This window comes from Nocardia sp. NPDC050717 (assembly GCF_040654275.1).
Taxonomy (GTDB): domain Bacteria; phylum Actinomycetota; class Actinomycetes; order Mycobacteriales; family Mycobacteriaceae; genus Nocardia.
This window is the reverse complement of sequence record NZ_JBFAHR010000001.1, coordinates 256,162-276,411: the sequence shown is the minus strand read 5'-3', so window position 1 is coordinate 276,411 and position 20,250 is coordinate 256,162. Positions and strand designations below refer to the sequence as shown.

The following is a 20,250-nucleotide window of genomic DNA, read 5'->3' as shown; positions in this document are numbered from 1 at the left end:
GCGCATGGCTACACCTCTGGCGTTCACGGCGCGCTACTCCCATTCGGTCGAGGCCGTGCGTGCGGCGTTCGCCGACGAGCAGTACTGGAAGGCTCGGATCGAAGAGGTCGGCGGCCCCGGCGCCCGCCTCGACTCCTTCGCCGCCGACGCCGACTCGGTGCGCGTGCAGATGGTGCAGTCCATCCCGGCCGACCAGCTGCCGCCCGCCATCACCGCCGTGCGCCCCGGTGACCTGATCATTCCGCGCACAGAGACCTACAGCGGCACCACCGGCACCGTGGAGGCGCACGTCGACGGCGCGCCCGCCAAGGTCAACGCCACCGTCACCATGACCGACGAGGGCACCGGCTCGGTCGCCACCGTCAGCGGCACCATCGAGGTGAAGATCCCGCTGTTCGGCGGCAAGATCGAGGCCGCCATCTCCGAGCACCTGCTCGAGCTGCTCGGCAACGAGGCCACCTTCACCGACCAGTGGCTCGCGGCGCACTGATACCGCGTTCCCGACCCACGGCCCGACCTCGAGGAGGGGCCGCCGACTCGAGCGCGCCAGCGCTCCAAATACACTGTTCGCTCATGGCACGTCGACTTGACTACTCCGCCCGGTATCCGCTGCACACCACCGAAGAGCTCTACGCGGCGCTGCGGAGCAGGGATTACTGGGAAGCGCGCGTCGCCGAGATGCGGAAGTACGCCCCGCACAACGAGGTGATCAGCCACGAGGTGACCGACGACGGCATCGATGTCGTGCTGGCCCACACCCTGCCGCGGGAGATGCTGCCCGAGATCGCCCAGACGGTGATGCGCAAGGACATGGTCATCACCCGTAAGGAGAGGTGGGGCCGCTTCGCCCACGACGAGACCGAGGGCCGCTTCTCCGCCTCCATCCCGGCCGGGCCGGGCAGCCTCAACGGCACCATCCGCCTGTTCCCCACCGAGACCGGCGCCACCATGCGCTTCTCCCCGACCGCCAAGGTGTTCATCCCGATGGTCGGCCCCCGGCTCGAGCAGCTGATGCTGGTGAACCTGGTCGACCTGTTCCGGGCCGAGCAGGAGGAGACCCTGCGGTGGCTCGAGGAAGCCGCCGCGAAGAAGACCGTCTGACCCGGCGCGGTGGAACCTCGGGCCGGCCGCGAGACCCCGGTCGGCACGATCACCCGTGGCACGACCGGTGTCAACCGGCTGCGCCGCAGCGACCGCTGGCTCACCCATGACGAGCTGGTGACCACGCGCCTGCGCGAGGCCGCCGATCCGCTGGTGGTCGACCTCGGCTACGGCGCCGCGCCGTGGACCACCTTCGAACTCGCCGCCCGCCTGCGCACCGTGCGCCCCGACCTGCGGGTGGTCGGCCTGGAGATCGACCCGGCCAGAGTCGTCGACGGCCGCGACGGTGTGCGCTTCGCCCGTGGCGGCTTCGAACTGGCCGGGCTGCACCCGGTGCTGGTCCGCGCGTTCAACGTGCTGCGCCAGTACCCGGAGGACGCGGTGCCCGGCGCGTGGTCACGCATCCAGGCCAATCTCGCCCCCGGCGGACTGCTGGTCGACGGCACCTGCGACGAGCTCGGCCGCCGCTGCGCCTGGGTGCTGCTGGACCGGCAGCGCCCGCTCTCGCTGACCCTGGCCTGGGATCCGTTCACCGTCGAGCGTCCCTCCGACATCGCCGAGCGCCTTCCGAAGGTGTTGATCCACCGCAACATTCCGGGCGAGCGCGTGCACGCGCTGCTCACCGCCGCCGACCGCGCGTGGGACCGCTCGGCCGCGCTGGCGCCGTTCGGGCCGCGGGTGCGCTGGCGGGGCGCGGCGCAGATGTTGCGCGCCAACGGTTTCCCGGTGCGCGAGTACCGGCGCCGGATGCGCGACTGCGTGCTGTCGGTGCCGTGGCGGGTGGTGGCGCCGAACGGCTGGTCAGACGCCGGTTAGCGCCCGGCGCACGCGCTCGGCCGCGCGCGGGGCGAGTTGCTGTCCGCCCCACCAGATCTCGTCGGTGTCGCAGCGGTGGATGGCGACGGCGTCGGCGACCACCTCGTCCAGCGCCGACTGCGAGATCTCGGCCTCGGCCAGATCGAGCACCGTCCGCACCGGCGTGGTGACCAGGAACGGTCCCGCCGATTCCACATCGGGCCCGCCGAGTCTGCGCCGGGTGAGCACCAGCCGCGGCGTCACCGGCGGGCGCCCCGCCGAGACCGACAGGTGCAGGAACCGCGGCGCCAGCCTGCCGATCCCGTGCAGCTCGGCGGCGCTCTGATACGACACCGCCGCGGCACCGTCGAACCAGGCCGCCCACATCGCGTACTCGTCGAGCGGACCGGCCCGCCACCGGGCCAGCCGCATCATCCCGACCCCGGCCCTGGTCACCGATCCGTCCCCCAGCGCGGCCCTGACCTGCGGTTCGCAGCCGGTCCGCAACACCTGACGGGTCGTGAAGAACCCCGCGTGCCTGCCGGCGAGCCGCTGCAGCACCCGCCACCGATGGTCCGCCGACCCCTGCACCCGGCGCACACCCTCGCCAGTCATGGATTCAGGCTACGCCGCCGAAAGTGCGTCAGGTCACACTTTGCTGCGACGGCTTTCATTCCGTCCTCAGAGCAGACACAGAAACGTGCGGAAGAATCCGAACCCATGAGCACGCAGACGCCCCAACGCCCGAAGGTCGGTCGGCGCACGCTGGTGATCGCCGTGGTCGTGGTCGCCGTGCTACTCGTGGCCGCGATCGTGAGCACCGAAGCCTATGCCCGCCACCAGATCTCGCGCTGCATCAGCAGCTCCTTCGAGCAGCAGATGGGCTCGAGCATCGACGTGAGCTTCGGCCCGAAGCCGATGCTGCTCACCTATGTCGACGGCAAGGTCGGCTCGGTGCGCATCGAGAGCGAGAACAACGAGTTCGGTCCCGCCGTCGGCATGGACGTGCGCGCCGAGTTCGAGGACATCGAACTGGTCGACCGTGGGCGCGGCGGCGGCACCATCGGCAGCTCCTCGGCCGAGGTCACCTGGAACAACGCCGGTATCCAGCAGACGCTGGGCGGCATGGTCAGCGGCGTGCAGTCCTCGGCGGGCAGCGACGTGCTCACCCTCGACGTGATCGGCGGGCTGGCGCAGCTGCAGGTGCAGCCGATGGTGCGCGGCGGCAATGTGGTCGTGGAGACCAAGTCGGCGCAGCTGCTCGGCATCGGCCTGCCCACCGACCTGGTGCAGGGCATCGTGGAGACCTTCACCCAGAGCCTGCAGAGCTACCCGCTCGGCCTGCGCGCGCAGGAGGTCGAAGTCACCGACGACGGCGTGATCGTCCGGCTCGAAGGCGGCAAGACCCCGCTGGAGACCACCGACACCACGGGCCGGCAGGCCGAGCTCACCTGCTGATGCGGCTACTCGGCGAAGCCGTCGAGCACGGCCGCGGACTTCGAGAGCCCGAGCCGGGTGGCGCCAGCCTCGATCATCGCCGCGGCGTCCTCGGCGGTGCGGATGCCGCCGCTGGCCTTGACCCCGAGCCGCCCGCCGACAGTCTTGGCCATCAGCGCCACCGCGTGCACGCTGGCCCCGCCCGCCGGATGGAAACCGGTGGAGGTCTTCACGAAATCGGCGCCGCCCTGTTCGGCGGCCCGGCACGCGCCGACGATCGCCTCGTCGGTGAGCGCGGCCGATTCGATGATCACCTTGAGCACCGCCCGGTCCTCGACGGCCTCGCGCACCGTGATGACCTCGGTGAGCACGGCGTTGAAGTCGCCGGCCAGCGCGGCGCCCACGTCGATCACCATGTCGACCTCGGCGGCGCCCTGATCGACGGCAAGGCGGGCCTCGGCGCCCTTCACCAGCGAGTGGTGCTTGCCCGACGGGAACCCGGCGACGGTCGCGACGACCAGACCCGGCGCGCGCACCGGCAGCATCGACGGCGACACGCAGATCGCGTACACGCCGAGCCGGCGCGCCTCCGCGATCAAGGCCTCGATCTCGGCCGGGGTGGCCTCGGGGGCCAGCAGGGTGTGGTCGATCATGGCGGCCACATCGGCCCGGGTCAGCGGCGTCGAGACGGTCATGGTCCCGAGCATGACACACCGCGCGCCGCCCGCCGACGCGCAGGCCGCCGCCGAATCATCGTTGCGCCGCCCTACCCATATCCGGGAGACTTATGCATGGTGGTTCGCCGACCGCCGCCACAGACACGGAGACGATTGTGCTGATCCGTCGCGAGACCCCAGCGGACGCCGCGGCGATCGCCGCGATCCACCGAGCCGCCTTCGCCCCGCACTACGCCGAGGACCCCGCCGTCACCGAGCCGCCGGAACCGGCGCTGGTCGAGACGCTGCGCACCGACGAGTCGTGGATGCCGACCCTGTCGCTGGTTGCGCTCGAATACGACACCGTCGTCGGCCATCTCTGCCTCACCAGAGCAGGCATCGGACCGTTCCCGGTGCTGGCGCTCGGGCCACTCGGGGTCGACCCGGACCATCAGAAGACCGGTGTCGGCTCGGCCCTGATGCACGCGGCGCTCGGCGCCGCCGACGCGCTGGACGAATCGGTGGTGGGGCTGGTGGGCAGCCCCGAGTACTACTCCCGCTTCGGGTTCGTGCCGGGCGCCCGGCTCGGCATCGTGCCGGACCAGGCCGAGTGGGCCGAGTTCTTCCAGGTCCGCGCGTTGACGGCCTACGACCCGGCCGTCACCGGCGAGTTCCGCTATCCCACGCCGTTCTACGACCTGTAGCGCTACTCGAAGACGACCGTGCGGCGGCCGTGCACGAGGATGCGGCCCTCGAGGTGCCAGCGCAGGCCACGGGCCAGCACCACGCGCTCGATGTCGCGGCCCTGGCGCACCATGTCGCGCACGTCGTCGGCGTGATCCACGCGGATCACGTCCTGCTCCAGGATCGGTCCCGCGTCCAGCTCGGCGGTGACGTAGTGACAGGTCGCGCCGATCAGCTTCACGCCGCGCGCGTAGGCCTGGTGGTACGGGCGGGCGCCGACGAACGAGGGCAGGAAGCTGTGGTGGATGTTGATGGCCCGGCCCGCCCAGTGCTCGCACAGCTCGGCGGGCAGCACCTGCATGAAGCGGGCCAGGACCACGGCGTGCGGATCGTGGGCGTCGACCAGCTCGCGCACCTGGGCGAAGGCGGGCCCACGTTCGGCCGGGTCCTTCGGGAACGGCACGTAGTGGAACTTCACGCCGTGCGCCTCGGTCATCCCGGCCAGGTCGGGGTGATTGCCGATGACGGCCTCGATGGTGGCGGGCAGCTCGCCCGCCGCCGCGCGCCCGAGCAGGTCGTGCAGGCAGTGCCCGTCCTTGCTCACCAGCAGCACTGCCCGGCGCGGGGCGCCGGAGTCGTGCAGCTGCCAGTCGGTCTCCGGGCCGAATTCGGCGGCGACCTCGGCGAAGCGGGAGCGCAGCTCGTCGATGCCGAACGGCACCGTCGAGGCCTTCACCGCCTGCCGGGTGAAGAACCAGCCGGTGTCGCCGTCGGAGTGGTATCCGGCCTCCACGATCGAGCCGCCGAAATCGGCGATGAACGAGGAGATCCTGGCGATGATGCCGGGCCGGTCCGGGCAGCCGAGCGTCAGCACGAACCGGCGGTCATCCGAGGTCAACGGGGCGGAACTCATCCGCCCATCCTCGCAGGCGGCTAAGCGAGCGCGCGTGCGGGCTCACGGACGGCGGCCAGCACCTTGCGCAGTTCGGCGTTGAACAGGTCGAAGCGCTCGACATTGCCGAGGTGCCCGGTCGGCAGCACCTTGAATCCGGCGAGCGTGCCCGCCTGGCGCAGCAGTTCGGCCAGCCGCTCGGCGTGTACGGCCGGGGTCATGTCGTCGCGGTCACCGGCCAGCACGGTGGTGGGCACGGTGAAGTTGCGCGCGGCATCGCCCAGGTGCAGTTCGGCGAGCAGCAGCCCGTAGCGCGCCCTGGTCATCATCGGACAGCCGCGCACCACCGAGAGCGCGTAGCTCAGCTTCTCCGGCGTGGTGTCCAGCGTCATCACCTGACGGGCGAAGATCCAGCGCACCGGAGCGATCGGCGGGAAGACGACGGGCGTACCGAGGATGAGCTTGCCCAGCCAGTCCGGCGAGGGCAGCGCGCGGCCGCGTAGCAGCTTCAGCGGCTTGTTCAGGCCGGGCACCATGGTCGAGACCTCGACCAGCGAGTGCGCGCCGGTGTTGGTGAGCAGCACGGCCTCGGCCTGTTCGGCGACGCGTTCGGGGTAGCGGCCTGCCCACGCGATGAGCGTCATGCCGCCCATGCTGTGGCCGACCAGCACCGCGCGCTGCCCGGGCAGCAGGGCCGCGTCGAGCACGTCGCACAGGTCGTCGGCGAGCAGATCGGTGCTGGGGCGCGCGTAGCCGTTGGTGCTCTCGCCGTGGCCGCGCTGGTCGTAGGCGATGACGCGGTATTCGCCGGCGAAGGCGTTGATCTGGGCGTTCCAGTATTCGATCGAGCAGGTCCAGCCGTGCGCGAACACGATCACCGGCGCGTCGACCGGGCCGTAGGCGTGCACGCGCAGCCGGGCGCCGTCCGCGGTGATCACGGGGATCACCTCGTGGGGGATCGACGGCGGATCGAAGGCCGCCAGGCCGTGGGTCCGGGTCCGCAGATCGGCCCGGTGGGCGGCCAGTACGGTCTTGACCGTGGTGGACGCCGAGCCAACCAGTTCGATCAGAGCCGTCGGCAACTTTGCACGCATCGGCACACTCCTTTGTGTTACTGCTAGATACAGTAACACCGTGTACCACTGAACGCGAGTGTTACCAGCGCGGGCCGCGCTGCACCTCGTCGATCTTCGGCCGCACGTCCGCGAGGTAGACACCGGTCGCGATGATCGCGATGAACGAGGTCAGCATGCCGAACCCGGCGATGCCGAGCAGCAGGAACACCATCGCGCCACCGAGGATCGCGAGCCAGATCGGCTTGGTCATCTTGTCCACGGCCGTGAACGCCTCCGCCCGCTGGCGCACGGCGTGGATGAGCGCGAACACCGTCGCGCCGAAGGCCGCGACCCACAGGACCAGCAGGATCAGCGACGTCAGACCGTTCACCATATTCACACCCCCATCATACGAACAGCGGCTCCGCACACCAGAGATGTGCGAAGCCGCTGCCTGCAGGGGGAACTATTCGGTAAGTCAGGCCTTCTTCGGCGCAGCCTTCTTGGCCGGCGCCTTCTTGGCCGGGGCCTTCTTGGCGGCGGGGGCCTTGGCGGCCGGAGCGGGCGCGGGCTCGTCGGTGGTCACCGCGACGACCTCGGCGTCGACGACGGCCGCGGCCTGCTCGGCGACAGCCTCGGCCTCGGCCTTGCCACGACCCAGCAGGTCGTTGACCTTGGCCAGGGCATCCTCGGCGCGGGCGGAGGCGTCCTTGTACAGGCTCTCCACGCGACCGATCTGCTCGTCGACGGCCTGGTTGGCGCGCAGGCGGTCGACGGTCTCCTCACCGCGGACGGCGAGGTCGGCGTAGATGTCGAGGGCCTGGCGGTAGTACTGCTCGGCCAGCTTGCGCAGCTCCTCGGCGGTGAACTTCTCGCGCAGCTCGGCGAGGTCCTCCGGCAGCTCCGACGGCAGCCCGGCGATGCGCTCGCGCAGGGTGTCGAACTGGGCCTGCACGTCGGCGGGCACGTTGGCGAAGCGCTCACGGGCCTCTTCGACGCGGGCCTTGGCATCGGCGGTCGCGACGCGCTCGCGGACGTCGGCGACAACCTCGTTCACGGCGGTGTAGATCGCGTCACCGGCGCCGACGGTGGCGAACAGCGGCTTGGTCACGGTAGCGGTCTTCTCGGTCATCAGTCTTCGTTCTCCTGGTGTGGCGGAGTGTCAGTTGTCGTGAACGAAACGTCGCTGTCCCGTTCGATCCCCCCTGAGCCGGCTTCTTCCCCGTTTTCCCGGCGAAACGACTCATAGATTTCCAGCAACACCTGTTTCTGCCGCTCGGTCACCGAAGTGTCAGCGAGCAGGGCGTCCCGGACCGGACTGTGCGGGCGCTGCTCGAGATATCCGGCCCGCACATACAACACCTCCGAGGAAACGCGCAGTGCCTTCGCGATCTGCGCGAGTACTTCGGCGGAGGGGTTGCGCAATCCGCGTTCGATCTGGCTGAGATACGGATTACTCACCCCCGCCAGTGCGGCGAGCTGACGTAAGGACACCTGCGCCGCTTCGCGCTGGGACCTGATGAACCCTCCGATGTCTTGTGCCGCGTGCGCTACACGTCCCTCGGGTTGGTCTGCCATCACTCACCTTCTGGCGGTTGTACGGTCAATACTAAGTCAGAGTGCTAGCAATTGCAAGCACTTCTGTTAGCACAGGTTCGGCTAACACTCCCAGCTCAGTGGAACAGCAGCTGCGAGATCGTGTAGATGGCCAGGCCCGCCAGCGAGCCGACGACCGTGCCGTTGATCCTGATGAACTGCAGATCGCGACCGACCTGCAGTTCGATCTTCCTACTCGCCTCGTCCGCGTCCCAGCGCGCGACCGTGTCGGTCACCAGGGTCGTGATCTCGGCCGAGTAGTTACCGACCAGATAGCGGGCGCCGCGATCGATCCACCCGTCCACCTTGCTCCGCATGGCCGGGTCGTCGCGCAAGCGTTCACCGAGCTGCTGCACATTCTCGGCCACCTTGCGGCGCAGCGTGGAATCGGGGTCCTCGGCCGACTCGAGAATCAACCGCTTGGCCGCGCGCCAGGTGGCCTCGGCCATTCCGGTGATCTGCTCGCGGCCCATGATCTCGGCCTTCACCTTCTCGGCCTTGGCGATCATCGCCTCGTCGTGCTGCAGGTCGTCGGCGAAATCCTGCAGGAACCGGTCCGCGGCCTGGCGCAATTCGTGATCGGGATTGGAACGCACCTTCCAGGTGAACTCCACGAGTTCCCGGTAGATCCGCTCCGAGAGCAAAGTGTTGACAAATTTCGGCGCCCACTGCGGGGCGTCGCGCATGACAATCCGATCGATCGTCTCCTGGGAACCCAGCGCCCACTGATGCGCGCGCTCGGCCAGCAGATCGATCAGCGGCAGCTGCCGGTTGTCGGCGATCAATTCCGAGAGCACCCGCCCGATCGGCGGGCCCCACAGCGGCTCGGCGATCCGCTTGACGATCGTGTTGTCGATGATCTGCTCGACGTCCTCGTCGCGCAGCACCCCGACCACCGCGGTCAGGATGGTCGCGCTCTCCTGCGCGACCCGCGCCGCGTGCCCGGGATCGGCCATCCACCGGCCGACCCGCAGCGAGATCTGCGCCGACTCCAGCCGGGCCGACACCACATCGGGCGCGAGGAAGTTGGTGCCGACGAAGGCACCCAGACTCGAACCGAGCTGATCCTTCTTCTTGCGGATGATCGCCGTGTGCGGGATCGGCAGGCCGAGTGGGTGCTTGAACAGCGCGGTGACCGCGAACCAGTCGGCGAGCGCGCCGACCATGCCCGCCTCGGACGCGGCGCGCACATAACCGACCCACTCACCGCCGCCACCGCGCGACTCGAGCCACCGGCACAGCAGGTACACCACGCTGGCCACCAGCAGAAACCCGGTAGCCAGCGCTTTCATCTTGAAGAGGTCACGTTTCTTGCCCGCCTCGTCGGTCATGACCGCGAAGCCCGCGGGCTGCGCGGCGGGCTCGGTGCGCGGCGCGAGAACCGCCGTGTTGCCGGGAGCTTTCTCCATAGCCCCCATTCTGCTGTGCGTACCACGACCGCGCCGCCGCGAGTGTGGTAAATGCCGCAACGTCGACCAAACGAGCGCTACCACACAGACACGCGCCTAAGCTGTATGACCAGAGACGCCACATCGATGCCAAGGGGGCTGTTCTGTCCACCGAAGACCTTGTCGAGATCGGCGAGCAGACCGGGCGCGCCGCCGGCGTTCGCGGCGGCGGTCCTGTCGACGGCCGCAAGCGGCGGTGGCGGCAGCACAAGATCGACCGGCGCGAAGAGCTGGTCGACGGCACGCTCAACGCGATCCGCGCCCGCGGCAGCCAGGCGGGCATGGACGAGATCGCCACCGAGATCGGCGTGTCCAAGACCGTGCTGTACCGCTACTTCGCCGACAAGAACGACCTGGTGCACGCCACCATGCAGCGGTTCATCGAGACCACGCTGCTGCCCCGCGTGTACGGCGCCATCAACCTCGACGCCGACGAGTACCAGCTGGTCCGCGCCGCGATGACCGAATACGTGGGCACCGTCGACGACGATCCCGAGGTCTACCGGTTCATCATGAGCAACTCCGCGGGCGACAAGTCCTCGCTCGCCGAGTTCGAGCGCCTCTTCGCCGAGGTGGTGACGGCCGTGCTCATCGACCGGGCCGGCGCCAAGGGCGTGCGGACCGACGGCGCGATGCTGTGGTCCTACGTGCTGGTCGGCGGCATCCAGCTGGCCACGCACTGGTGGACGACCACCGACAAGGCGATGCCGCGCCAGGACGTCATCGACTACCTCACGATGATGGCGTGGTCGGCGATCGAGGGCGTCGCCCGTGCGGGCGGCTCGCCCGAGTATTTCAGCGGTCAGCCGCACGCCCTGCCGGAGATCCCCACGCTGCCGTCCTGAGCTGGCGCTTCGTCGCCGAAGGTGGAGCCGGGCTCGACATTACCGGCCGGTTGGTTACGCTGAACCGAGTGTGACGCTGTGGCTCGCGTCACCGGGGGCGGCCGCGTGCCGCCGTGCCCGTCGGCACCAACGGAGGTACCTCGATGGCGAAGAACGTGCCGACATCCCGGCTTGCCCGTGGGACGAAGCTGGGGGCGGTAGCGGCGAGTTCGGTGATCCGCTCGAAGAAGACCAGGCTGTCCATGCGCGGGCGGTCCGAGGCGGTCCGGGCGAAGATGGCCGAGGAGTCGATGATCCGCACCACCGAACAGGTGGTCATGGTGCTCGGCACCATGAAGGGCGTGGCCATGAAGCTGGGCCAGATGATGTCGGTGCTCGATCTGGACCTGGTGCCGCCGGATCATCGTGACCGTTTCCAGCAGCGCCTGGCCGTGCTGCGCAACGCCGCCCCGACGGTGTCGTTCGAGGCCATGCGCGCGGTGATCGAGGAAGACTTCGGCCGCCCGCTGTCGGAGGTGTTCGCCGAGTTCGATCCCGAGCCGATCGCGGCCGCCTCGATCGGCCAGGTCTATCGGGCCGCGCTGCCCGACGGCCGCGCGGTCGCGGTGAAGGTGCAGTATCCGGGCGTCGACGCCGCGGTGCGCGCCGACCTGAAGAACCTCACCATGTTCCGCCGGGTGCTGGCCTCGGCGATGCCGTGGATCACCCCCGCCGTGCTCGACGAGCTGAAACTCAACATGGAGGCCGAGCTCGACTACGTGGCCGAGGCCGTCACGCAGGCCGAGATCGCCCGGCTCTATCGCGACCACCCGTTCATCGTGGTGCCCGACTCGGTGCCCGAGCTGTCGACGACCAGGGTGCTGGTCACCGAGTTCGTCGAGGGCACCGGCTTCGACGAGCTGCGCACGCTGCCCGCCGAACAGCGCGACCGCATCGGCGAGATCATCTACCGGTTCTACGTCGGCTCGCTGTTCACCTTCAACGAGTTCTGCGGCGACCCGCATCCGGGCAATGTGCTGCTTGCCCGCGACGGCCGGGTGGCCTTCCTCGACTTCGGCCTGTTCAACCGCATGGACCCCAAGCTGGTGCACTTCGAGATCCTGTGCCTGCGTGCCGCCGCGGAGGACCGGGCGGAAGACCTGCGCCAGTTGATGATCGAGCGCGGCGTGATCGACTCGCCGGAGGAGATCGGCGCCGAGGAGTGTCTCGAGTACGTGCTCTCCGCCTCGGAATGGTGCCTGGTGGACGAGGTCCTCACGATCACCCCGGAACTGGCCAGCGGCGCGTTCCTGCTCGCCGTCGACCCCAGGGCCAGCGAGTTCACCGGGATGAAGCAGCAGAACCTGCCGCCGGAACATCTGTTCTCCCGCCGGGCCGACTTCCTCACCTTCGGCATGCTCGGCCAGCTCGAATGCACCGCCAACTGGCACCTGATCGCCAGGGAATGGCTCTACGACGAGCCGCCCGTCACCGAACTCGGCCTGGCCCACCGTGACTGGCTCACCACCCACCCGCCGAAACCGGCGAAGAAACCGCGTGCCCGCAAGGCGAGCACTCGATGAAAGGCGCTTCGATGCCGCAAGACCGTGAGTTCGATCTGACCCTCTTCGGCGCGACCGGGTTCGTCGGCAAACTCACCGCCGAATACCTGCTCACCGCCGCACCCGCCGACGCGCGGATCGCGCTGGCGGGCCGCTCGGCCGACAAGCTCGCCGCCGTGCGCGCTGAGCTGGGCCCGGCCGCCGCGAACTGGGAACTGGTCGTGGCCGATTCGACCGATCCGGCCGCGCTGGCGGCGATGGCCGAGCGCACCAAGGTGGTCGTCACCACCGTCGGCCCGTACCTGCGCTACGGCATGCCGCTGGTCGCGGCGTGCGCGGCGGCGGGCACCCACTACGCCGACCTCACCGGCGAACCGCTGTTCATCCACGACGCGATCGAGCAGCACGAGCAGACCGCGATCGATACCGGCGCCAAGATCGTGAATTCCTGTGGCTACGACTCGATCCCGTCGGACCTGAGCGTCTACGAGCTCTACCGCGCGAGCGTCGCCGACAACACCGGCGAGCTCGAGGACACCACTCTGGTGGCCTACCTCAAGGGCGGAATGAGCGGCGGCACCATCGATTCCGGCCGGGCCATGATGGAGGACGTCGCCGCCGACTCGAGCCGCGGCCGCATCCTGGCGCACCCGTACTCGCTGAGCCCGGACCGCAGCATGGACCCCGACGTGGGCCGCCAGTCCGATCAGGCGCTGGCCAGGGCCGACAGCATCGATCCCAGCCTCGACGGCTGGGTCACCACCTTCATCATGGCCTCGCACAACACCAAGGTCGTGCGCCGTACCAACGGCCTGCTCGGCTGGGCCTACGGCAAGCAGTTCCGCTACCGCGAGGTGATGAACGCGGGCAATTCGGTGGCCGCGCCGCTGGTCGCGGCGGGTATCGCGGGCGGCATCGTGGCCGGGATGGCCTCGGGCGCCGTGCTCTCGCGAGTTCCGTTGGGCCGCAAGCTGCTCGACCGCATCCTGCCCAAGCCGGGCACGGGCCCCAGCGAAGCGGCCAGGCGCAGCGGCTGGTTCACCATGAAGACCTTCGCGCGCACCAGTTCCGGCGCCAAGTACCAGGCCACGTTCTCTGGCACCGGCGACCCCGGCTACCAGGCGACCGCGGTGCTGCTCGGCCAGAGCGGGCTCTGCCTGGCCTTCGACGAACTCCCCGCGCGTGCGGGCGTGCTCACCCCCGCCTCGGCGATGGGCGAGGCGCTCACCGAGCGGCTGCGCGCCGCAGGCATGACCATCGAGGTCGCGCGGCGGTGAACCTGGCCCGTGTCGCGATGAACGTGCCCGCGGTGGCCGCGGTGTACGAGCACGCCTGGCGACCCACCCTGTTCTACCTCGCGAGCGGCCGCACCACCGGCAGCGACCGCCGCGAGGCCGTGGACACCCTGCGCCTGCGTGGCGGCAAGAAGGTGCTCGACCTCGCTTGCGGCCCCGGCAATTTCACCAGGTATCTGAGCGAGTTCCTCGCCGGTGACGGTTTCGTCACCGGCCTGGACTACTCCGAGCCGATGCTGGCCAAGGCCGTGGCCGACAACGCGGGCCCGCGCGTCGGCTACGTCCGCGGTGACGCGCGCACGCTGCCCTTCGCCGACGGAACCTTCGACGCCGTCTGCTGTTTCGGCGCGCTGTACCTGATCCCCGATCCGATCGCGGCCACCCGCGAGATGATCCGGGTGCTCGCGCCGGGCGGCCGCATCGCCATCACCACCAGCTACCGCGAGGACAACCTGTTCGGCAAGGCGAGCACCGCCGCCGCCGGGCTGAGCGGGCTGCGCCTGTTCGATCGCGACACGTTCCCGCGCCTGTTCGCCGAGGCCGGGCTGGTCGAGATCGACCAGCGCGTACACCGTTTCATGCAATACGTCGACGCCACCAAGCCCGCCTGAGCGATAGCCGGGTAGCCCGGCGGTAGCCTTCGCGGCATGGACGCGGTGAACTCGGTGGTCGTCGACATCAACGACGTGTTCTGGAACTGGCTGCTGATCCCGCTGGTGATCGTCGCCGGGTGCTACTTCACGGTGCGCAGCGGTGTCGTGCAGCTGCGGATGCTGCCGGAGATGGTGCGCACCGTCACCGAGAAGGGGAAGACGGCCGCCGACGGCAAGAAGTCGGTGTCGGCGTTCGGCGCGTTCAGCATCTCGGCCGCGGCGCGGGTCGGCACCGGCAACATCGCCGGCGTCGCCACCGCGATCAGCGTCGGCGGACCGGGCGCGGTGTTCTGGATGTGGGCGATGGCGACCGTCGGAGCGGCCTCGGCGTTCGTCGAGTCCACCCTCGCCCAGCTCTACAAGCGTCCCGAACACGAACCGGGCACCTTCCGCGGCGGGCCCGCCTACTACATGGAGCACGGCCTGCGCAGGCGCTGGCAGGGTCTGACCTTCGCCGTCATCATCACCGTGACGTTCGGTTTCGTCTTCAACGCGGTGCAGTCCAACACCATCATCGCCACCTCGCGCGCCTCGCTGTCGGCGCTGGACGGTGACTGGTTCGCCCCGCTCGTCGGGCTCGGGCTCGTCGTCCTGCTGGGGCTGGTGATCTTCGGCGGGGTGCGCCGGATCAGCCACATCACCGAGGTGCTCGTCCCGGTGATGGCCGTGATCTACCTGGTGCTCGGGATCGCGGTGGTGGCGCTGAACATCGGCGATCTCCCGCGCGTGGTCGCCGATATCGTGGGCGGGGCGTTCGGGCTGCGCGAGGTGGTCGGCGGCGGCATCGGCACGGCCATCGCGCAGGGCATCCGGCGCGGCATGTTCTCCAACGAGGCCGGGCTCGGTTCCTCACCGAACGCGGCGGCCTCCGCCGATGTCTCACATCCGGTCAAGCAGGGCCTCGTGCAGTCGCTCGGCGTGTACTTCGACACCCTGCTGATCTGCTCGATCACCGCGTTCATCATCCTGACCAGCGATCCCGACCTGTCCGAGCGGCGCAGCGCCGACCTCACCCAGACCGCGCTGCGGACCGAACTCGGCACCTGGGCGGGCCACGTACTCACCGCGGTGGTGTTCATGCTCGCGTTCAGCTCGATGATCGGCAATTTCTACTACGGCCGCGCCAACATCGAGTTCATCACCGACAAGCCGCAGGCGCTCACCGCTTTCCGGGTGCTGGTGCTGGTGGCCGTGTTCGGTGGCGCGCTCGGGTCGGTGGCCCTCATCTGGAACCTGGCCGATGTGTTCATGGGCGTGATGGCGCTGGTGAATCTGGCCGCGATCATCCCGCTCGGCGCCGTCGCGTTCCGGCTGCTCGCCGACTATCGCGCGCAGCGGGCCACCGGCGTCGATCCGGTCTATGTGCACCGGGCCGAGATCGCCGATCCGGCCGGGGTGGCGTGCTGGCAGGCAACGATTCCGTCGAGCTTGCCGGTCGATCGCACGCGCTAGTGGTAGGCATGGGAAATGGCGAAACACTGGGCCGAACCGGTCACCTCCGTACTGCGCGCCGACGGTCAGCGCGTCGTCGATCTCGACCCGTCGACCACCTCCGGTTTCACCGGTGACAAGCAGCTGGGCAAGCAGCTGCTCGTCGAGCGCGGCCTGGTGCTGTCGGACCTGCAGGAGCGGCTGTTCGCGAACGGGCGCACCGGCGATCGGCGCAGCGTGCTGCTGGTGCTGCAGGGCATGGACACCGCGGGCAAGGGCGGCATCGTGCGCCACGTCATCGGCTCGGTCGACCCGCAGGGTGTCGACCACGCGTCCTTCGGCGTGCCCACCGAGGAGGAGAAGCAGCACGATTTCCTCTGGCGCATCCGCAAGCGGCTGCCCGAGGCGGGCCAGATCGGCGTCTTCGACCGCTCGCACTACGAGGACGTGCTGGTGGTCCGGGTGCACAATCTCGTGCCACCGTCGGAATGGGAGAAGCGCTACGGCCTGATCAACACCTTCGAACGCGAGGTGGCCGACGCGGGCACCACGATCATCAAGGTCGCCATGTTCGTCTCCCTCGACGAGCAGAAGCGCAGGCTGCGCGAACGGCTGGAACGCCCCGACAAACACTGGAAGTTCAATCCCGCCGACATCACCGAACGCGCCCACTGGCCCGAGTACCAGAAGGCGTACCAGGTGCTGCTCGATCGCACGAACACCGACTACGCGCCCTGGTACGTGCTGCCCGCCGACAGCAAGTGGTACGCGCGCCTGGCCGTCACCGAACTGCTGATCGACGCCCTGACCGGGCTCGATCTCGACTGGCCGAAGGCCGATTTCGACGTCGCCGAGCAGCTGCGCCGACTCGACGAGTCCTGATCTCGATCGTTGAAGAAACTCTCAGGTTCGGCCCGCATGATGTCCGAGGTGGGGAGACTACGAACGAAAGGCGTGTGACAACGGTGAGCACCGGGAAGCAGAACCCACTGGCCGCGGCCGAGGCGGCCGACAAGCGGCGCAAGATCGCGATCCAGATCGGCGTGGCCGGTGTGCTGGTCGCGCTGGTCGCCGCGATCGGCGTCGGGATCGCGGTCAACCGCTCCGACGACGATTCGTCGGGGTCGAGTTCGGTGGCACAGCTTCCCGCGACGGGCGGCTCGGTGACCGAGACCGGCACGGTCCGCATCGGCAATCCGGACGCGAAGGTGAAGGTCCGCGTCGTCGCCGACCTGCAGTGCCCGGCCTGCAAGCAGTTCGAGGCCGCCAACGGCGAGGCGCTGGCGAAGGCCGCCGCCGACGGCACCGCGGTCGTCGAGTACCAGGTGATCTCGTTCCTGGACAAGGCGTCGACGAACCAGTACTCCTCGCGGGCGGCCAACGCCTCGTTCTGTGTCGCGAAGTCGGATCCGAGCAAGTACCAGACCTGGCTGCAGACCATGTTCGCCAAGCAGCCAGCGGAGGGCGGCGCCGGCCTGTCCAACGAGCAGCTCGTGCAGATCGCGACCGAGGTCGGCTACACCGATCCGGCCGTGGCCACCTGCATCAACGACAAGCCGTACAACGACTACATCACCCAGGTCACCCAGCAGACGCTGAGCAGCGGTGTGGAGTCGACGCCGTCGGTGTTCATCAACGGCCAGCTCAACCAGACCGACGCGATCTTCACCAAGGACGGTCTGTCGTCCGTGATCGCTGACGCGGCGAAGTGATCACCGCCCCCGCCCGCTCGGCGTGGCTGCTGCTGATCGCCGGGTTGGCGGGGTGGCTGGCGTCGTTCACGCTCACGGTCGAGCGGTTCAAGCTGTTCGTGGACCCGGATTACGTCACCTCGTGCAGCATCAACTCGGTGCTGTCGTGCGGGTCGATCATGAAGACCGATCAGGCGGCGGTGTTCGGCTTCCCGAATCCGCTGTTCGGCATCGTCGGGTTCTCCGTGGTGGTGACGCTCGGCGTGCTCGCCGTCGTCAACGTCGGCTTCCCGCGCTGGATCTGGGGCGGCCTGTGGGTGGGGACCGTGCTCGGCGTCGCCGCGATCTGCTGGCTGATCTTCCAGAGCCTCTACCGGATCAACGCGCTGTGCCCGTACTGCATGGTGGTGTGGGTGGCGACACCGATCCTGTTCGCGGTCACCACCCAGGAAACCTGGGGCCGTTCCCGCGGCATCATGGGCATCCTGGCCGAATGGCGCTGGACCCTGGTCGTGGTCTTCTACGCAGTCGTCCTGCTACTGGTCTTCCTGAAGTTCCAGGACTACTGGCTGAGCCTGGTCTAGCTGGGCGTGCCCCTGGCGAGTACCACCTCGACGACGCGGGTGCTGCCGTCGGGGGCGGTGATGTCGAGCCGGATCCGGTCGGCGGGCCTGCGTACGTTGATCGCGGCGCTGAGGGCCTTCGCGGTGGTGATGGCGACGCCGTCGACGGCGGTGATCACGTCGCCGGTGGTGATCCCCGCCGCGCGGGCGGGCTGACCGTACAGTGCCCAGCTCACCTCGGCGCCCGAGGGCCGCGCGTCCACGATCTGCACGCCGAGCGTGGCGGTCGGGCCGATGTGCACGGTCTCGGTCGGCACGCCGGAGCGGATCTGGGTGACGATCCGCATGGCGGTGTCGATGGGCACCGCGTAGCCGGTGGCCGGGGTCTCGCGCTGGCGAGCCTGGGTCCGCTCCCCCGAGGCCGCGGTGATCACGCCGACCACCGCGCCGCCGCCGTCGACCAGGGCGCCACCGGACTGTCCGCCCACCACCGGCGCGGCGATCTGCACCATCCCGCGCAGCGACTTCCTCGACATGTCGGCCGAGTTCATGGCGACGATGCTGGCGTCCAGATCGGTGATCGGCCCGGCGACCGCGGTCGGTGCGCCGCCGTCGCCGCCCGCGTCCCCGATGGCCAGCACGTCCTGCCTGATCCGCAGCTCGGACGAGGTGCCGAGCCGAGCCGTGGGCAAACCGCTCGCGCCCGCCAGCGACAGCAGGGCGATGTCCGCGGTCGAGTCGTACCCGAGCACGGTGGCCGGGTAGACCGCGCCGTTGCCGACATCGGTCACCGAGACCTCGTCGGCGCCTTTGATCACGTGATGGCTGGTCAGGATCTGCCCGTCGGCGGTGAGCACGATCCCCGAGCCCGCGGCGTCGGCCCCGAACAGCGTGGCGTCGACGGAGATGTTGACCAGCGCGGGCTCCACCTGCGCCGCGACCAGCACCGGATCGAGCGGAACCGGCGGCGGTGGCTCGGCAACGGCGAGGTACTCCTCGGCCCGCGGCTGCCACGGCAGCACCAGCTCGCCGCGATATCCCAGGAACGCGCACACGCCGATCAGCGCGACGACGAGCGTCACGAACACCCGACCCACAGCGTGCACGCGCCAGTCCTCTCTCGCGAGCCGACTCCTCCATTGTGACCCGTGATCCGGGCGGTCCGGTCCCGATTCCGGGCGTGCCGGTTGGCAAACGACGCATGCGACGGTAGGCATGACTCCATGAGCACCGCTGCCGCCTACGCCCTCCCCGCCGCCGACGGGTCCTTCGAGAAGGTCACCATCGAGCGCAGGGACCTCGGTCCCGACGATGTCCTGATCGACATCAAGTACGCGGGGATCTGTCACTCCGACATCCACACCGCGCGCGACGAGTGGGGCGGCGCGAAATACCCGTGCGTGCCCGGTCACGAGATCGCGGGCCTCGTCGCGGCGGTCGGGTCGAACGTGCGCAAGTACCAGGTCGGCGACCGGGTCGGCGTCGGCTGCCTGGTCGATTCGTGCGGCAAGTGCGTGCCGTGCCTGGCCGGTGAGGAGCAGTACTGCACCAGGGGTGCCACCTGGACCTACAACAACCCGGTCCCCGAATCCGTGCAGCCCGGCGGGTACACGATGGGCGGCTACGCCACCCAGATCGTGGTGACCGAGAGCTTCGTCGTCGCCATTCCCGAGGGCATCGGCCTCGATGTCGCCGCGCCCCTGCTGTGCGCGGGCATCACCCTGTACTCGCCGCTGCGGCACTGGAACGCCGGGCCGGGCAAGAAGGTCGCCATCATCGGGATGGGCGGGCTCGGGCACGTGGGGGTGAAGATCGCCGCCGCGCTCGGCGCCGAGGTGACCGTGCTCAGCCAGTCGCTGCGCAAGCGCGACGACGGCCTGCGGATGGGCGCGCACCACTACTACGCCACCAGCGACAAGGAGACCTTCCGGCAGCTGCGCGGCTCGTTCGACCTGATCATCAACACCGTCTCGGCCAACCTGCCGATCGACAACTACCTGCGCCTGCTCGCGCTGGACGGCACCCTGGTGATCCTCGGCCTGCCCGATCAGCCGCTCAGCGTCACCGGCCGCAACCTGGCCGCGTTCCGGCGCTCGCTGGCCGGTTCGATGATCGGCGGCGTCGCGCAGACCCAGGAGATGCTGAACTTCTGCGCCGCCAACGGCATCGGCGCCGAGATCGAGCTCATCTCGGCCGACGAGATCGACGCCGCGTACGACCGGGTCGTCGCCAGCGACGTCCAGTACCGCTTCGTCATCGACACCGCGACGATCTAACCCTCGGCGCGCGGACGGCCCGCGGCGCGCTCGGCTTCGAGCACGTCGGCCAGGGCCGCACGTTCCGCCTGGTGCCTGGCCAGCAGGTCGGCACTGAAGGCGGTCCAGGCGGCGTCCTGCTCCGCCGTCATCGACGCGTCGTCGACTTCGAATTCGATCTCGGGATGCAGGTCGGTGAACTGCGCGAAGCGGCGGCCCATCTCGATGCTGTGCGTGCGGTTGAGCGCGATGCGGCGCGGGTCCATGGCCGGTCCTTCCGTCGCTGCCAACGATAGGCATGATCGTGCGCGC

Annotated in this window: 25 protein-coding genes; 14 read left to right on the top strand and 11 right to left on the bottom strand. The window is 69.3% G+C overall.

The window, feature by feature from the left end:
- The first annotated feature begins 4 nt into the window (after positions 1 to 4).
- The 3 genes from AB0H56_RS01390 to AB0H56_RS01380 all read left to right on the top strand — a co-directional run bounded on the left by AB0H56_RS01390 (position 5) and on the right by AB0H56_RS01380 (position 1,917).
- Entirely contained in the window at positions 5 to 490 is a 486-nt protein-coding gene (locus AB0H56_RS01390; protein ID WP_357156051.1) for a DUF2505 domain-containing protein, read from the top strand.
- Positions 491 to 573: 83 nt separating this feature from the next.
- On the top strand, positions 574 to 1,101 hold the full coding sequence (locus AB0H56_RS01385; protein ID WP_357156050.1) for a DUF2505 domain-containing protein: 528 nt from the start codon (positions 574 to 576) through the stop codon (positions 1,099 to 1,101).
- Positions 1,102 to 1,110: 9 nt separating this feature from the next.
- Positions 1,111 to 1,917, top strand: a complete 807-nt coding sequence (locus AB0H56_RS01380) for a class I SAM-dependent methyltransferase (protein WP_357156048.1) — start codon at positions 1,111 to 1,113, stop codon at positions 1,915 to 1,917.
- Here AB0H56_RS01380 and AB0H56_RS01375 read toward each other — a convergent pair.
- A complete protein-coding gene (locus AB0H56_RS01375) occupies positions 1,903 to 2,511 on the bottom strand; it encodes a hypothetical protein (RefSeq protein WP_357156047.1) in 609 nt (202 codons plus the stop codon). The two genes, AB0H56_RS01380 and AB0H56_RS01375, sit on opposite strands and share 15 nt — an antisense overlap.
- Before the next feature lie 105 nt (positions 2,512 to 2,616).
- Here AB0H56_RS01375 and AB0H56_RS01370 point away from each other — a divergent pair, with 105 nt between their 5' ends.
- Complete coding sequence (locus AB0H56_RS01370) at positions 2,617 to 3,354, top strand: DUF2993 domain-containing protein (RefSeq protein WP_357156045.1); 738 nt, start codon at positions 2,617 to 2,619, stop codon at positions 3,352 to 3,354.
- A 5-nt stretch (positions 3,355 to 3,359) separates the two neighbouring features.
- Here the strand turns inward: AB0H56_RS01370 and deoC are convergent, their stop codons facing one another.
- Entirely contained in the window at positions 3,360 to 4,028 is a 669-nt protein-coding gene (deoC, locus tag AB0H56_RS01365) for a deoxyribose-phosphate aldolase (RefSeq protein WP_357156044.1), read from the bottom strand.
- A 137-nt stretch (positions 4,029 to 4,165) separates the two neighbouring features.
- Between deoC and AB0H56_RS01360 the strand changes: the two genes are divergently transcribed.
- Positions 4,166 to 4,693, top strand: a complete 528-nt coding sequence (locus AB0H56_RS01360; protein ID WP_357156042.1) for an N-acetyltransferase — start codon at positions 4,166 to 4,168, stop codon at positions 4,691 to 4,693.
- Between the two features lie 2 nt (positions 4,694 to 4,695).
- On the opposite strand, the gene purU is transcribed toward AB0H56_RS01360, so the two are convergent.
- The 6 genes from purU to AB0H56_RS01330 form a co-directional block, all read right to left on the bottom strand.
- Positions 4,696 to 5,586: a formyltetrahydrofolate deformylase gene (purU, locus tag AB0H56_RS01355; RefSeq protein ID WP_357156041.1), complete on the bottom strand. Its 891-nt coding sequence runs from the start codon at positions 5,584 to 5,586 to the stop codon at positions 4,696 to 4,698.
- Between the two features lie 20 nt (positions 5,587 to 5,606).
- Positions 5,607 to 6,659 carry an alpha/beta hydrolase gene (locus AB0H56_RS01350; protein ID WP_357156039.1) on the bottom strand — a complete coding sequence of 351 codons (1,053 nt, stop codon included), beginning with the start codon at positions 6,657 to 6,659 and terminating at the stop codon, positions 5,607 to 5,609.
- Between the two features lie 61 nt (positions 6,660 to 6,720).
- Entirely contained in the window at positions 6,721 to 7,014 is a 294-nt protein-coding gene (locus AB0H56_RS01345) for a DUF2516 family protein (protein WP_233001593.1), read from the bottom strand.
- 84 nt (positions 7,015 to 7,098) lie between these two features.
- Positions 7,099 to 7,752: a heparin-binding hemagglutinin gene (locus AB0H56_RS01340; protein ID WP_357156038.1), complete on the bottom strand. Its 654-nt coding sequence runs from the start codon at positions 7,750 to 7,752 to the stop codon at positions 7,099 to 7,101.
- Positions 7,752 to 8,198 (bottom strand): helix-turn-helix transcriptional regulator, encoded by a 447-nt coding sequence (locus AB0H56_RS01335; protein ID WP_110039146.1) that lies wholly within the window; start codon positions 8,196 to 8,198, stop codon positions 7,752 to 7,754. The genes AB0H56_RS01340 and AB0H56_RS01335 overlap by 1 nt, the downstream gene beginning before the upstream one ends.
- A 95-nt stretch (positions 8,199 to 8,293) precedes the next feature.
- The gene (locus AB0H56_RS01330; protein WP_280221186.1) at positions 8,294 to 9,547 is read right to left on the bottom strand and encodes a DUF445 family protein; all 1,254 of its coding nucleotides are present in this window, start codon (positions 9,545 to 9,547) and stop codon (positions 8,294 to 8,296) included.
- A 398-nt stretch (positions 9,548 to 9,945) separates the two neighbouring features.
- On the opposite strand from AB0H56_RS01330, the gene AB0H56_RS01325 reads away from it, so the two are divergent.
- Positions 9,946 to 10,509, top strand: a complete 564-nt coding sequence (locus tag AB0H56_RS01325; protein ID WP_357156037.1) for a TetR/AcrR family transcriptional regulator — start codon at positions 9,946 to 9,948, stop codon at positions 10,507 to 10,509.
- 88 nt (positions 10,510 to 10,597) lie between these two features.
- On the opposite strand, the gene AB0H56_RS01320 is transcribed toward AB0H56_RS01325, so the two are convergent.
- A complete protein-coding gene (locus tag AB0H56_RS01320) occupies positions 10,598 to 10,828 on the bottom strand; it encodes a hypothetical protein (RefSeq protein ID WP_233000983.1) in 231 nt (76 codons plus the stop codon).
- Between AB0H56_RS01320 and AB0H56_RS01315 the strand changes: the two genes are divergently transcribed.
- From AB0H56_RS01315 to AB0H56_RS01285, 7 genes are all read left to right on the top strand, one after another.
- Complete coding sequence (locus AB0H56_RS01315) at positions 10,800 to 12,071, top strand: AarF/ABC1/UbiB kinase family protein (protein ID WP_357156035.1); 1,272 nt, start codon at positions 10,800 to 10,802, stop codon at positions 12,069 to 12,071. The two genes, AB0H56_RS01320 and AB0H56_RS01315, sit on opposite strands and share 29 nt — an antisense overlap.
- Positions 12,072 to 12,082: 11 nt before the next feature.
- Positions 12,083 to 13,327, top strand: coding sequence for a saccharopine dehydrogenase NADP-binding domain-containing protein (locus AB0H56_RS01310; RefSeq protein WP_357156034.1), 1,245 nt, complete (start codon positions 12,083 to 12,085; stop codon positions 13,325 to 13,327).
- Entirely contained in the window at positions 13,324 to 13,956 is a 633-nt protein-coding gene (locus AB0H56_RS01305; RefSeq protein ID WP_357156032.1) for a class I SAM-dependent methyltransferase, read from the top strand. Before AB0H56_RS01310 ends, AB0H56_RS01305 begins: the two co-directional genes overlap by 4 nt.
- Before the next feature lie 36 nt (positions 13,957 to 13,992).
- Positions 13,993 to 15,450: an alanine/glycine:cation symporter family protein gene (locus AB0H56_RS01300; RefSeq protein WP_357156031.1), complete on the top strand. Its 1,458-nt coding sequence runs from the start codon at positions 13,993 to 13,995 to the stop codon at positions 15,448 to 15,450.
- Between the two features lie 15 nt (positions 15,451 to 15,465).
- Entirely contained in the window at positions 15,466 to 16,311 is an 846-nt protein-coding gene (locus AB0H56_RS01295; RefSeq protein ID WP_357156030.1) for a PPK2 family polyphosphate kinase, read from the top strand.
- Positions 16,312 to 16,394: 83 nt separating this feature from the next.
- Complete coding sequence (locus AB0H56_RS01290) at positions 16,395 to 17,141, top strand: DsbA family protein (protein ID WP_357156028.1); 747 nt, start codon at positions 16,395 to 16,397, stop codon at positions 17,139 to 17,141.
- On the top strand, positions 17,138 to 17,704 hold the full coding sequence (locus tag AB0H56_RS01285; RefSeq protein ID WP_357156027.1) for a vitamin K epoxide reductase family protein: 567 nt from the start codon (positions 17,138 to 17,140) through the stop codon (positions 17,702 to 17,704). Before AB0H56_RS01290 ends, AB0H56_RS01285 begins: the two co-directional genes overlap by 4 nt.
- Here the strand turns inward: AB0H56_RS01285 and AB0H56_RS01280 are convergent.
- Positions 17,701 to 18,789 (bottom strand): trypsin-like peptidase domain-containing protein, encoded by a 1,089-nt coding sequence (locus AB0H56_RS01280; RefSeq protein ID WP_357156026.1) that lies wholly within the window; start codon positions 18,787 to 18,789, stop codon positions 17,701 to 17,703. The genes AB0H56_RS01285 and AB0H56_RS01280 overlap by 4 nt on opposite strands.
- A 117-nt stretch (positions 18,790 to 18,906) precedes the next feature.
- Between AB0H56_RS01280 and AB0H56_RS01275 the strand changes: the two genes are divergently transcribed.
- The gene (locus AB0H56_RS01275; RefSeq protein WP_357156024.1) at positions 18,907 to 19,959 is read left to right on the top strand and encodes an NAD(P)-dependent alcohol dehydrogenase; all 1,053 of its coding nucleotides are present in this window, start codon (positions 18,907 to 18,909) and stop codon (positions 19,957 to 19,959) included.
- Here the strand turns inward: AB0H56_RS01275 and AB0H56_RS01270 are convergent.
- Positions 19,956 to 20,228 (bottom strand): hypothetical protein, encoded by a 273-nt coding sequence (locus tag AB0H56_RS01270; RefSeq protein WP_357156023.1) that lies wholly within the window; start codon positions 20,226 to 20,228, stop codon positions 19,956 to 19,958. The two genes, AB0H56_RS01275 and AB0H56_RS01270, sit on opposite strands and share 4 nt — an antisense overlap.
- Positions 20,229 to 20,250 lie beyond the last annotated feature (22 nt).